The 12861-nt window shown below is 61.3% G+C and carries 11 protein-coding genes; 1 reads left to right on the top strand and 10 read right to left on the bottom strand.

Features of this window, described 5'->3' with window-relative positions; all coding sequences use genetic code 11:
- Positions 1-25 precede the first annotated feature (25 nt).
- Positions 26-2953, bottom strand: coding sequence for an SNF2-related protein (locus ACFSCU_RS02975; RefSeq protein ID WP_377559856.1), 2928 nt, complete (start codon positions 2951-2953; stop codon positions 26-28).
- Positions 2950-3861 (bottom strand): helix-turn-helix transcriptional regulator, encoded by a 912-nt coding sequence (locus ACFSCU_RS02970; RefSeq protein ID WP_377559855.1) that lies wholly within the window; start codon positions 3859-3861, stop codon positions 2950-2952. The genes ACFSCU_RS02975 and ACFSCU_RS02970 overlap by 4 nt, the downstream gene beginning before the upstream one ends.
- 159 nt (positions 3862-4020) lie before the next feature.
- On the opposite strand from ACFSCU_RS02970, the gene ACFSCU_RS02965 reads away from it, so the two are divergent.
- The gene (locus tag ACFSCU_RS02965; RefSeq protein ID WP_377559854.1) at positions 4021-5898 is read left to right on the top strand and encodes an ADP-ribosylglycohydrolase family protein; all 1878 of its coding nucleotides are present in this window, start codon (positions 4021-4023) and stop codon (positions 5896-5898) included.
- A 346-nt stretch (positions 5899-6244) separates the two neighbouring features.
- On the opposite strand, the gene ACFSCU_RS02960 is transcribed toward ACFSCU_RS02965, so the two are convergent.
- From ACFSCU_RS02960 to ACFSCU_RS02925, 8 genes are all read right to left on the bottom strand, one after another.
- Positions 6245-7123, bottom strand: coding sequence for a plasmid partitioning protein RepB C-terminal domain-containing protein (locus ACFSCU_RS02960; protein WP_377559853.1), 879 nt, complete (start codon positions 7121-7123; stop codon positions 6245-6247).
- Entirely contained in the window at positions 7120-8031 is a 912-nt protein-coding gene (locus tag ACFSCU_RS02955; protein ID WP_150427978.1) for a ParB/RepB/Spo0J family partition protein, read from the bottom strand. The genes ACFSCU_RS02960 and ACFSCU_RS02955 overlap by 4 nt, the downstream gene beginning before the upstream one ends.
- Entirely contained in the window at positions 8028-9593 is a 1566-nt protein-coding gene (locus ACFSCU_RS02950) for a recombinase family protein (RefSeq protein WP_377559852.1), read from the bottom strand. Before ACFSCU_RS02950 ends, ACFSCU_RS02955 begins: the two co-directional genes overlap by 4 nt.
- A 175-nt stretch (positions 9594-9768) precedes the next feature.
- Positions 9769-10209 carry a hypothetical protein gene (locus tag ACFSCU_RS02945; protein WP_180551725.1) on the bottom strand — a complete coding sequence of 147 codons (441 nt, stop codon included), beginning with the start codon at positions 10207-10209 and terminating at the stop codon, positions 9769-9771.
- 82 nt (positions 10210-10291) lie between these two features.
- The gene (locus tag ACFSCU_RS02940) at positions 10292-11155 is read right to left on the bottom strand and encodes a nucleotidyl transferase AbiEii/AbiGii toxin family protein (protein ID WP_377559851.1); all 864 of its coding nucleotides are present in this window, start codon (positions 11153-11155) and stop codon (positions 10292-10294) included.
- A complete protein-coding gene (locus tag ACFSCU_RS02935; RefSeq protein ID WP_062794306.1) occupies positions 11152-11757 on the bottom strand; it encodes a type IV toxin-antitoxin system AbiEi family antitoxin domain-containing protein in 606 nt (201 codons plus the stop codon). The genes ACFSCU_RS02940 and ACFSCU_RS02935 overlap by 4 nt, the downstream gene beginning before the upstream one ends.
- A 111-nt stretch (positions 11758-11868) precedes the next feature.
- Positions 11869-12444, bottom strand: a complete 576-nt coding sequence (locus ACFSCU_RS02930; protein WP_196765226.1) for a hypothetical protein — start codon at positions 12442-12444, stop codon at positions 11869-11871.
- On the bottom strand, positions 12428-12790 hold the full coding sequence (locus ACFSCU_RS02925) for a helix-turn-helix transcriptional regulator (RefSeq protein WP_045785178.1): 363 nt from the start codon (positions 12788-12790) through the stop codon (positions 12428-12430). The genes ACFSCU_RS02930 and ACFSCU_RS02925 overlap by 17 nt, the downstream gene beginning before the upstream one ends.
- Between the last annotated feature and the right edge of the window lie 71 nt (positions 12791-12861).

The following is a 12861-nucleotide window of genomic DNA, read 5'->3' as shown; positions in this document are numbered from 1 at the left end:
TCTGATTCATTGAAGGATTTGCGTTTCAGGTGACCTGCCAGCGGATGCTGAACAGGGTCTCGTGGCTGGTTTTTTCTTGCAGGCGCTGCTGGAGCGAGGCAATCAATTCGTCGCGCTTGGCGATGATTTCGTCCTCCACAGCAAAGATTTCCTGCCGTAGGCGGCGCTGCTTGCGCTCCAGCTCAGACAGTTCGCGCTGAATGCCGTCTTGCTCCTGCAAGGTGGCGGCCTTGCGGGCGTCGCGCTTCAATTGGGCGATGCGCGCCTTGGTGTTCTTCAGGGCTTCCTCTGCGGCCAGCAGCTTGTCATCAGCCCAGCGTTCCAGCTTGTCGCGTTCTTCATTGAAGAGGCGCTGGTTGGCTTCCAGTACCTGGGCAATCGTGGCGGCGACCGCACGCTGGCTGTTGGCCAGCAGGGCCTCGGGGACGGCGGTGTTCAAAGGAGTGGGTTTGCCCGCTGCTGGAATGGCCATCAGCTTTTCGCAGGTTTCCTGATCCAGTACCTGACCATCGTCAGTGAGGCCGGAGAACAGCAGCGCCTCGGTGGTCTCGAAGGCAGTGATTTCCAGCCGGACCAGCGTCAGCCAGCCGGACTTGCCGCGCAGTTTTTCGATCACGGAGACGCGCGCGCCGTGTTTGTCGTAGTCGAGCTTCAATGTGGCGACGGGCGTGGCCGCATTAAGACTCGTTTCAATGCTCCATTCCCCCAGCGGGTGGCTGAGGCGGTAGGCGTGCGCCAGCATGTCCGGCTGCGCCGCACCGCGAATGAGCTGATAGCGACCTGTGGCGATTCCAGTTGGCGGCGTGCTCAGAGAAAACGCGTAGGACTGCTCGTCGAAGCGCGCGCGGCCGTCCAATGCAAAGCAGGTGACACCCCAGAACCAGCGCCCCAGCTTGTCCAGGCGTGCTTCGGCCTCGTCCAATCGCAGCTTGAGCCGGTCGTGAACGTCTTCGTCAAAATGCTCCAGCAGCTGGGACTGGGTGTCTTTGATGCGGTCGGCTATGGATTCTTCTAGCTCCGCCTGCAGGGCATTGAAGGCGGCTTCGATCTGCTCGGGCTGGCGACAAGTGTCGTAGATCTGGAGGACGCGTTTCTCGAAATCGAGGCCGCCCTCGATGCGACCCAGCACTTCATCGCTTGCCCCGAACACGCCAGAGAACAGGTTGAATTTCTCTGTGAGCAGTTCCAGAACGCGCTGGTCGGCCTGGTTGCGGGTGTTGAGGAAGTTGATGACCACCACATCGAAACGCTGACCGTAGCGGTGGCAGCGGCCAATGCGCTGCTCGACGCGCTGCGGGTTCCACGGCAGGTCGTAGTTGATGATCAGCGCGCAGAACTGCAGGTTGACGCCTTCGGCAGCCGCTTCGGTGGCGATCATGATTTCCGCACCGGTGCCGTCTTCCTTGCGGAAGTGGTCGATCAGGGCGGTGCGGCGATCTACCTGCGGCGAGCCGGTGACGCGATCCGTGCCTTTGTACTCTTCCAGCCAGCGCTGGTAGATGGCGGTCGATTCCTCGTGGGTGTTGGTGCCACTGAACAACACCAACTTGCCCGCGTGGCCGTTGGCTGAGAGGAAGCGGTGCAGGTACTCCTGCGTGCGCTTGGACTCTGTGAAGATGATGGCCTTGCGTGGCGCACGTAGCTCGGCCATCTTGCCGAAGCCCAGGCTGAGCGCCTTGAGTAACGCCTGTGCCTTGGTGTCGGTTTTCAGGGCTTGGGCGGCATCGACGAACGCAGTCAGCTCCGCGATCTCTGCGGTGATGGCGGCGCGGACGGCATGGGCATCTTTTGCGGCGCCCGGCTTACCTTCTTCGGCTGGCTCAGGCGTCGGGACTTCGTCGTTCTCTTCTGCCTCGCTGGCTTCCTCTTCCAGGTAGTCCTGCTCCAGGTCGTCCTCGGCAATGAGCTGTTCGACCAGCTGGCTGCCATCGTCTTCCGCTTTGTCTGCTGTGAGCAAGCCCCGCAGGCGCTCGCGGATGGTGACCAACGTGGCAGCGACGGCGTGCGAACTGGAGGCCAGCAGCTTGCGCAAGATCAGTGCTGTGAGATGGCGTTGCTGCTTGGGCAGGGCGTAGGAGTCTTCCTTTTGCAGAAAGGCCGAGATGCGCTCGTACAGCGCCTGCTCGTCGTCGGTGGGGTTGAACGGCTGGGTGAGCGCCTTGCGCTCGGTGTACTTGATGTACTCCAGCACGTCACGGCGCAGTGTGCGTTTGGCGAAGCTGGCAAGACGCTCACGCAGTTCGTCAAGACCCGTCCCGCTGTTCATGAACTGCTTGCGGAAGACAGTTTCGTCGCCGAACAGGTGCTCGTCGATCAGCGTCGACAGGCCGTACAGCTCCATCAGCGAGTTCTGCAGCGGCGTGGCGGTGAGCAGCAGCTTCTTGCGGCCTTGCAGTGCGCGCTTGAGCGCCTGCCCGGTACGGTTGCTGGCACGGTGTGCGTTGCGCAGCTTGTGCGCTTCGTCGATGACCACCACATCCCAAGGCACGGCGCGCAGCTCGGCCTCCAGTTTGGCGGCGAACTGGTAGGACATGATCACGACCGCCTTGCCGACTTGCCGTTGCAGGGTGGCGAGCATGTCGCCAGCGGACTGCTTGCGCAGAGAAACGGCATCCACCACGGTGGTGGGCACGGCGAACTTGTCGTGCAGCTCCTGCGCCCATTGCTTGCGCAGGCTAGCCGGGCAGATGACCAAGAGCCGACGGCGGCGCTCAGCCCAGTATTGGCAAACCACCAGCGCGGCTTCGATGGTCTTGCCCAGCCCCACCTCGTCAGCCAGCAGTACGCCTTCCTGCAATGGGTTCCGAAGGGCGAACAGCGCCGCCTCGATCTGATGCGGGTTCAGATCTACGCTGGCATCGAACAGCGATTGGGAGAGACGATCTACCCCATCGGCGGTGTGTCGTCGCGTCAGCTCGTGGGCGTAGTACTTGGCGTGGTAGGCGGAGATCAACCCTGACCTCCATCCAACTCTCGCCCCGGTGCTGCATAGCCCGGCGCTAACACTGCGTTCTTGACGCCGTAAAGCGCTAGGTGGTCCCTCAACCAGAGCCGAAATTCGTATCCGCGCAAGCTGTGATCCGGGGAGCAGTCCACACTCCATTTGCGCAGGATGTATCCAGCCGTGGCAGCGCGCAGCTTCATCCGCAGCACGCCGTCGCGCATGCCGTAATCCATTTCGGTGATCTCCGGCCGGGGCTGATCCGGGTGCGGCACCAACTCCAGTTCGACGATCCGCGTCCACTGGATGTCTTGATCGCTCATCTCATGGGCTGCAACTGGCTGCCCCTTGAGCACCACCGGGCGCTTGATCCGGGTGATGACGAAATCCCGGAACTCTTGGGATTTGCGGTCGAAGGCGCGAACGTGCCAACGGAGGCCGTTGTCGATCAGCGCGAACGGGACGATCTCCCGCTCGGTGCGGCCACTGGAGATGGAGTGGTACTCGATGCCGAGCGGACACTCTTGGTGGATCGCCCGGGTCACGCTCGCCAGCACATCCAGATCCGGATGCGTGAGCCGTGACGGGCTCTCGCTGGCTACCCACGCCTTGAGCCGCATCGGCTCACCATCGCCAAAGCCCTGGGTCAGCCACGACAGCACCCGCTCTGGGGGAAAGTCGAATACGGGCCGGAAGTCCGGCCCCAAGACGTAGGACTTGCCCTTGGGGTCGTAGTCGATGTTGCCCGGGGCCAACTCCTTGTACAGCGCCAGATCCCTGGATGCGGCGGCGGACTGGATGCCAAACCGCGTGACCAAGTCCTGACGACGTATCTCCCCGATGAAGCGCACGCGCAACTCCACGAACGCGAGCCGGTCGCGTTGTGGCTGGGTTAGATCTGCAAGCTGTTCGTTCGACATCCTGGCTGGCTCGTTCGGGTTAGCGAATGCTTGTGCGGGTTATTGCGGAAAGTATATTGTCTGCCCTAGAATCTGTCCATGACTCTATTTTGATTTGTGTGTGCGTCGTATTGTGATAACCACAAGCGGCGCAGCGATAAAAGGATCGGTACGGGCGCCATGCAGAATTTCGCAGAGCTTCACCTCAAGCCAGAGACGCTGGCGCGGTACGGATTGCCGGACATCCCGTACCCCATCCCAGCGGCCGATCTGAAGTCGGCCTTGCTCGACAACGGGGATCTTCCGCTGGCCGCGATGCTGCTCGGCCTGCAACAGCGTAGCCGGGATGGGGAGGCCGAATGGCAGCAGCTCGAACCCGCAATGGATCGGCTTGCCGAGCTGTTGGCGCCCGACGATGCCCGCGATGTCATTTCAGCGGCCGGGGACCACTGGTGGCTCGAGGTCGGGCCCGTGGACCTCGGCGGCCAACTGGTCACCATCCAACGTGGCGATGCTCTGATCGCTGCCATCACCGCCCGGGACGACGGACGCTTGCGGGTGGCCGTGTTTCACCCGTTGGACGCCAAGAGCGCGGAATACCTGATCGGGCTGGGGCAAGTGCCTCACCCTGAGCACGGAGTCTGCATGCGCGAGAACAACTGGGAGTACGCGCTCGACTGCTCCGCCGGCAACGGCAACTACTACGCCGCCGACCGGGGCGAGGCCTATCTGTCCTACTGGGAGAAAGGCCTGGGCATCAGTTGGGATGGCTCCAATGTGCCCGAGTGGCGTAAGCAGCTGGACCTCGTCGCCCGGCCCGCCACCCGCGTAGTCGCAGAGTTGGGCGTCTACTACACCCTGTCCGGCAATGAGGACGAGGAGCCTGTTGCCGATGCGGGCGCGGCGGAAGAATTCGAGACACCGGCACCTCCGGCCTGGCGCAGCAAGCGCCAGCAAAAGCGCACGGTCCAGGGGCGGTTTCTGGGCTGCCTACTAGGTGGTGCAGTCGGCGATGCGCTGGGCGCACCGGTTGAGTTCATGAAGCGGACCGAGATTCTGCGTCGCTTCGGCCCGAAGGGAATCACCCAGTACGCACCGGCTTATGGTGGCATTGGGACGATCACCGACGACACGCAGATGACCTTGTTCACCGCCGAGGGGTTAATCCGAGGCTGGGTGCGCGGCTGTTTCAAAGGCATCACGACCTATTCCGGGGTAACGGCGCACGCCTATTTGCGCTGGCTGCAAACCCAAGGCGAACGCCCGACATGCGACATCGACTTCGGCACCGATGAGCCTGGCTGGCTGTTTCAGCAGCGTCAGCTGCACAGCCGTCGCGCACCGGGCAACACCTGCCTATCGGCCCTGCGGGCGATGAACTCCCTCGGGGAGCCGGCCCGCAACGACAGCAAGGGCTGCGGGGGCGTCATGCGGGTTGCGCCGGTCGGTCTGTTCGCCTGGCGTATGCGTCAGTACGAATCCCCTCAAGACGCCTTCCGGCTAGGTACCGAGTTGGCTGCGCTGACCCATGGCCACCCGACCGGAGCCCTGACCGGTGGTGTGCTGGCGGTGCTGATCCTGGCACTGACCGATGGCGCGTCGCTGCGCGAGGCATTGGCCGCCGCCAAACTCCTGCTTCGAGCCGAGCCCGGCTTTGAGGAGACGCTGCGGGCAATCGAAATGGCTGAGGAGTTGGCCGATTCCGGTTTGCCACATGAAGAAGCAATAGCCCGGCTGGGCCAGGGCTGGATCGCCGAGGAGGCCCTGGCGATCTCCATCTATTGCGCGCTGGTCGCCCGCAATTTCAAACATGGCGTGATCCTGGCGGTGAACCACGATGGCGATTCCGACTCGACCGGAGCAATCGTCGGCAACCTGCTGGGCGCGATGCACGGCGTGAAGGCGATCCCTGCCGAGTGGCTGGAGCCGCTGGAGCTGCGCGACGTCATCACCGAATTGGCGGAAGACCTCTACGCCTTCAAGGATTGGGCAATCGGCGAGTACAGCGACAACGCAGAGCTGAACCAGCGGATCTGGCGGAAGTACCCAGGGTTTTGATCGATAGTAAGCAAAAATCGTCGAAGCCTTGTTTCTGGGACAAGACGGTTCATTTGCTTCAGCAAGCGAGCACTGTTTAGGTCTATTGCTCCGCCACGAAGACTGGGTCGCCAAAAACTGAAAAAGGTGCCGCTGTTCGCCCAGGCGCAGGCCCCGATGCGCGTGGGCAGGCCAGCGGCAAGCCTGTCGGTCACCGCCCTTGATCACGGAGTGAAGCAGAAACTCCGTTTTGGGGGCGATGACCCAGATGCTTCCAGATTGTTAAAGAACCGTGTGCCGCCTGCGTGGACGCCATCACGACCTTCCGGTGGGAAGGATTTCGCTCACTACGCCGATTGCGTGCCGCTTATTTGTCCAGCGCCACCATACGAACGATGCTGTCGAACTCGTTCAGCACGTCGGGGTGGTTCCTGGTCAGGTGACGCAAAATGGCTTCGTTCGCCATCAACTTGGCAAGATAGCCCTTGGCCAGCACCAAGTTGAGGATGTCCTGCCCGTAGGTTTGCTCGGCGAGCTTGAACTGCTCGTGGAGGTTGCCCATCTCCCTCTCCATCTTGGCCATCTGGTCGGCGCTGACGCCGGTCATCTTCTTGGGCTTGGTCTCACCGACGAGCAGGTTGCTGGGTGTGGCAGCAACCAAGGCCTGGGCATAGGCGACCGTGATGTTGTTGGCACTGACCATCAGTTCGACGCACTCAACCTGACGCGTCGGCTTGAGCTTGCGCAGGACCGCACCAAGATTTGCCGAAAACGTCTGGTCGCGCAGTAACTCGGCGGCCTCCGGGCAGATTCCTTCCAGCAGGTTTAGCTTCTTGATGATGTGGCTGATGTCCACGTCCAAGGCCTTCGCCAGCTTTTCTGGGGTGACACCCCGTTCGACAGCGCGACGGATCATGAGGTGCTCCTGAATGCTGGAGAGGCGATTGATCCGGTTGTTGTAGGTGTAGCTTTCGTCATCCGTGGCCACCAGGCAGGGAGCCTTGTCGAAGCCCAGTTGTTTCAGCGCGACCAGTCGTGTGTGCCCGTCCAGCAAGATGTGCTGCCCCTCGCGGTTGGGCTTTCCCACCGACAGGGGTTCGATCAGCCCGACCGCCTCGATAGATGCGGTGATCTGCTTGAATTTCCGTGAGGCAAGCAAGCCTTCTGGCGTCTTGCGCGAAGGCAGGATGGACGAGAGGGGCAGAACCAATGGCTCCGGCACGAAGCCCAAGGGCGGTTTGCTCATGCGCCACTCCCTCGAGCCCAGACCCGCTCCGCCAGATACTGGGGCAGTGTGTCCAGCCCCTCCGCGCGCAGCAGGGTGGTGAAATTCTCGTCGGCCAGCAGTTGGCGCAGGGCCCCGACAATGAACAGTAAGTTGCGTTGAGCGGTCTCTGCTTTCCTGACCAGCAGCTTCTGTCGCTCGACTTCCCGCTGGTAGTTCCTCACCAGGCTGGACGTGGTGACATCCTCATTGGTCTTGCGCGAGGTCATCCTGCCGCCGATGGATTTGCCTTGGGTGCGGCGACGTTCGATCACACGACGGGCTTGGATCAACTGGCTGCCACGCAGCTTTCCGGTTTCGTAGGCATCTTGCAACGCGGCTTGAATGGCTTTCTCGTCGCTGCCCGCGCCAGCGATGGTGATCGCCGCGTTGAGAGGGATGCGCCCGCTGCCGACGGCCATCAGCAGTCGCTGTTCACCGTTCTGCAGCAACTGCAGGATGCCCTGCACGTACTCCGGACTCAGGCCTGTCTTTTGGGCAATGGACTTCTTGTCGTAGCCCTGATCCCGCAGCTGCTCGATGCCGGACAGCAATTCCAACGGGCTGAATTTTCGTCGGGCGATGTTCTCGGTGAGGCTCATGATGAAGGCCGATTCGTCATCGACGTTAATCACCATTGCCGGGATCTCTTGATGCCCGAGCGTCTTGAAGGCTTTGAACCGCCCCTCGCCGCAGATGAGGAGATAGTGCTCGCCATTGCTCCCTGGACGCGGCGTCACGATGATTGGCTTTTTCAGGCCAATGTTCTGGATGTTGCCGACGATCTGCTCGAAGACCCGGCTGTTGCGCTCTCGGGGGTTGAGAACCTCAATCCGGTTGAGCGGAATCATCCGCAACTCCGAATGCCGATGCTCTTTGTCTTGACTCATGCGGCCCTCCGTATGCGGATGCGCCGCGCCATGCCGTAGAGGTAGTCCAGACTGTCGAAGCGATAGCACTCAAACTCGATGCCGTTGTGGTCGGCCAAATGGATGCGTGCCTGACCGAAGTCCAGTCGCGGAAGCAGGTAGTAATCCAAGGCAGCCTGGTTGCTGTCGTCCAGCCGCACTGCCACCGTGATGTCGGGCGCGAGGCTGGTGTCGAAGCGCACCTTCCAGCGCCGTCGCCCGTTGTCGAGCAATTGGCACCGCGCCAGCACCAGCGAAACAGTGAATTCGCGATTCACGGTGAGAAGGTCGGTGGCCGGATCACGTTCGACGCTGCCGCCGACCTCGGCAATCATGCGTTCGGTCTGGCTGACGATCTCTGGATGCAGTCTGCGCAGAAACTGATTCACCTCCAGATACTGATAGTCGCGATCCGGGGTGAAGCCCACCGCTTGGTAGGCGCGAACCAAACTGCCGAATCGATGTGCATAGGCCGCCGCAGACGGCATGCCATCTGCCTCATCGATGATCAGGCCGGAGAGGTAACCGTGGCGCTGGTACAGATTGCGCAGCTTCTCGATCAACTCCTCGTCGCTGTAGCGATGTGCCCTTGCCCGCAAGATGCCCTGCGCCGTGTAGAAAAGCTCCGGTGGCACGATGCCCTCGAACGCACCTTCTTTTTTGATCCACATGTCGGGGCTGTTAACCACCCGGAGCTTCTTGAGTTTGAAAGACCGACGGTTGTAGATGTTGTTGCCGATGTATTTTTCGTTGGACAGCACCTCGCGGACGGTCGCTCGTGTCCAATCCCGCCCAAGGTCAGTACGCGTTCCTTGTGCGTTCAGCCGTTCGGCGATGTCCAGCTCCGTCAGGTTGTCGGTGACAAACCAGCGGTAGATCTGGTTGACCACGGCGACCTCATCATCCGGTCCCGGCTGAAGAATGACGCGGTCGGTTTGCAGGCTCTTGTGCTCGCCGCGAGCCAATTCACCTTTGAGCGTGCCGGACTGATCGATCAGAACGCGTCGCAGCCCGTAGCCAGCCGGGCCACCCTGGCGGAAACCCAACTCAATCAGGCGGCACTGCCCGGCGAATACCTTGGCCGACAACTCGCGGCTGTATTCGCCTGCCATCGCACGCTTGACGCCCTTGACGATGGTCGACACAGGCGAGCCGTCGTTTTCGAACTGCTCGGCGCAGTACGCGACCTGGATTCCGGCGCGGCGGCAGATGTATTCGTAATAGGCGCTCTCATCGGCATCCTGAAACCGGCCCCAGCGGCTGACGTCATAGACCAGAATGATCTGGAAATCCGCGATGCCTGCCTCGACGTCCTTGATCAGCTGCTGCAGCGCCCGCCGCCCATCGATGCGCAAGCCGCTCTTACCCTCGTCGGCATAGGTGCGAACGATTTCGATGTTGCGCCGAGCCGCGTACTCGCGGATCTTGTCGGCTTGGTTTTCCGTCGAATACTGCTGGTGCTCGGTCGACATCCGCACGTACTCGGCGGCCCGAAATGTCGGTGGCTGATCCGCCCCCGGAATGGAGAACTCTTCTGCCTGCATAGACCCGATCACTTTATGTTGTGTGAACTTGCTCTCGGGCCTGCCTTTCACCTCATTGGCATAACCGTGACCTGCACTGCGCGGCCGGAATGCACATGGTTGAAATTGTTGCCATCCAGGATGATCGAGAGCCCATTTGGGCTTGAAGTTAAGGCTGGATTCCCTGGGTGTCGATCTAGTCATCTCTTGACGCATCCATCTTGCATTCGCAGGTTTCGCACAGCAGCGTGATTTCAACCACCCAAGAGCCCGGTGTTCCATTGGGAAACTCCGGACGTCTTGTGATCCGGTAGATGCCGGAAGGCAGCGCTGACACGTCCATCTTTACCGGATCGATGACTGGCTGCCGATGGGCGGCGGTAGGTTGATCCCCTTGATCGCCGCTGGCCTGTTGTGCTTCTCGGTGATTGCGCCAATAGTCGTGATTGCGCTGTGACCACGCGCGCTGGGCCGCCTGCTGGTTGATGCGGTAGTCAGGATCGGATTGGAGTTTTGCCCGCTGCCAGTCGCGCTTGCGAGCCCGCTGGCATTCAGGGTCGGAGCAGAACGCTTGGTCGGGAACCTGTGGGCGGGGTTCGAAGGGGTGGCCGCAGTGCGCGCAAAGTCGAGTAGTCATCGTGGTCTCCATGCAAAGTCCGTATGGAGACCGCCACTGACCGTGGCGAGGTGCGCGAAGCTGCTGCCCTATGAAGGGATATTCAACGAGCGACGGTGTTCAACGCGGGTGCCAATGCCACGCTCAAGCGGCCAACGATGGCGGGCAAGGGTTCTGGCGGAAGTTCGTTCTTCTTGAGAAATGCCAGCCACAGCGCCTGGCGCGAAGCGTCGTGCGCAAACTCGTCCGTCAGGCCGACTGGCAGCGCGTGAGGAACCGCCATGCCGCGTCTTTCGAATGTGGCCTTGATCGCTTGGGCCAGCAGATCAGTGTCCAGAGTTTCTCGTTCCAACAGCACCGACAGATCGAAGTAGTCCTTCAGGCGGCTGTTGGTCATACCCAGCAATGCGATGGCGTGGAGCTTTTCCGCGATGACGGTGTACGTTGGGTAGGCCCGCAGCCGTGGCGCGGGCATTTCCTCCAGCAGTACTGGGTAGACCGAATCAACAGGCGCCGGGGTGACGGCGTCGCCGAAGCCGACATCGATTTGGGTCTTGCAACGTGCTCTGGCCAGATCGCCTGCAATCATCACGCGAACGCCGCCGTAGCCAGCTTCCTTGCGGATCTCCTCGACTGTGACCGAGGCTGGGTCGAACACGATACCGTCGTCGACCGGTACAGCTGCGATGTCCCGGAATACTTGGGCCACTGACTCCAGATCACTGGCACCGAAACCCAACAGATCGGCGTCGCGTGTGGCCCGGTGTGGCATGTCGTACCAGAGCGTGAATAGCAGCGCACCCTTGAGCAGAAAACGGTCCGCGTGCGGCGACTGGGTCAGCCGATAGAGGATGCGCTCCAAGGCGAAGCGCACCAGCACCTGGTTGAAATCGACGCCTTGCGCCTTGGCGACATTGAGCAGACGCGCACGGACGGATGCCGCGACATTTGGGGTGGCCGCACTCATCCGACACTCTCCAGGTAGGGTCGCATCACATTGGCCACGCGGCATATCTTGGCGAAACGCCAGATGTCGTCGACGGAGGCCTTGCTGCGCGCCCGAGCGTCCTTCAGCGCCTCCAGCGCCACATCCAGCCCGATCTTGTTGCGGTGCTTGAAGCAGTCCGCCACGGTCTTGGCCACGCCGTACACTCGGAGCCTGACACCGTCGCGTTCGACTTCCTCAATCCCTGCCGAGTAGGCATCACCCGTGAACTGCACCATCTTGACGGGCGGGTAGTCGACACGGGGCGGGTGGCTGCCCCGAGGCATGGCGATCCAGATCTGACGCGGCAGCTGCGTGGTCAGCTCATGAAACTGCAGCGCCGTAAGCAGGCAGAACACCGCTTGAGGTACCTTGGTGGCGATGGTGCCAAGGCTCTCGAATTCCGAAACCTGTGCATCCGGCAGACGGTACAGGCCACGCCCCACCTTCTCTAGTAGACCCGCAGCGGTCAGGCGCGTCAGAACGACCCGAGGCGCACTGATGGCGTCCAGGTCGCTGGCGCGCAGTAGCCCCTTCTGGCTGGCCAGATCGAGGACGCGTTGATTGTGGGTACTGGAGAGCATGGGTGGAGTATGTTCCATATTTTCGTTCAATGCAATAATTGGACGAAATATAGGAACATGCAGCTTGAATCCTCGATCTGCCAGCGTGGCGGCCAACCCGCTGCCTTCCATTTAGATGGTCGGTGAGTACGCCCTTTGTTCTTTGACATCAGTGTCCCTGGCGACCGGGTACCGGCATGGACGCAGGTGATGCATCTCCCAGAGGAAGAGTTCCTCGATGCTGAAGCGAATGACGTCACCGTTTGCGATCCGGTAGAACGGAATGCCGAGCCGCAGGCGTTCCTGATTCTGGTGAATCCAGTAACCGGGCAAGCCAGTGATGTCGACCACCTCTTTGGCGGAGTAGAAAACCCGATCACGGCGTTCAGGTCGTTTCCGCATCATCTGCTCAATGGCGTCTTCACGTGCCGTGGGCGAGGATTCGGACAACGGGCGTCCGGTAGGGGATTTCCAAGTGACCCGAGCCTTGCGCTCGAAGGCTTCAACCTCCATCAGAAGGTAACGGACAGATCTGTTGAGGTGCCAGGCGGGCGGGCCGATTCCTTCCGAGCGCCACTTTTGCAGCGTCTTGGGTGAGAGATTCCACCTCAAGGACAACTGGTTTTCATCGAGGACCGGATACGTGATGACTGGCTCTTCCGGGCTGGCCACAACACCCTGTCTATCGGCATCAACCTTGGGCTTCATCGCGCGCCTCCGTCAGCGCGGCCTCGGCCGCTTCAAGACTGCCATACTGCGCGATGAGTGCGAAGGCCTCGCTCAAGTAATACCGCTTTGGTTCGGGGGCGGCGGGCGCGGGAGATTCGACAACGGGCTGCGAGTCGCACAAGGATGGCAACGGCGCTTCGTTGGACATGCCCTGGCGGATTGCCTGCTCATAGGTGACGATCTCATCGACTGGATAGCGGACGGCCTTTGAGAGCTTGATGTACGGCGGGCCGCGTTCTTCGCTGCGCCAGCGTTGCAGGGTCTTGATGCTGACGTTCCACCGACGTGCGAGCTCCGTTTCGGTGAAGGCGGGTTCGGTTTGCATGGCATTTCCTTTCGTCGTTCGTGCCGGGCATTACGGCGACAAACGAGAGGAAAGCCAAGTTGCAGCCCCCA

This window comes from Ottowia beijingensis (genome assembly GCF_042680925.1).
Classification (GTDB): Bacteria; Pseudomonadota; Gammaproteobacteria; order Burkholderiales; family Burkholderiaceae_C; genus Ottowia; species Ottowia beijingensis.
Note: the sequence above shows the minus strand (reverse complement) of the source record. Positions and strands in the feature narration are given on the sequence as shown.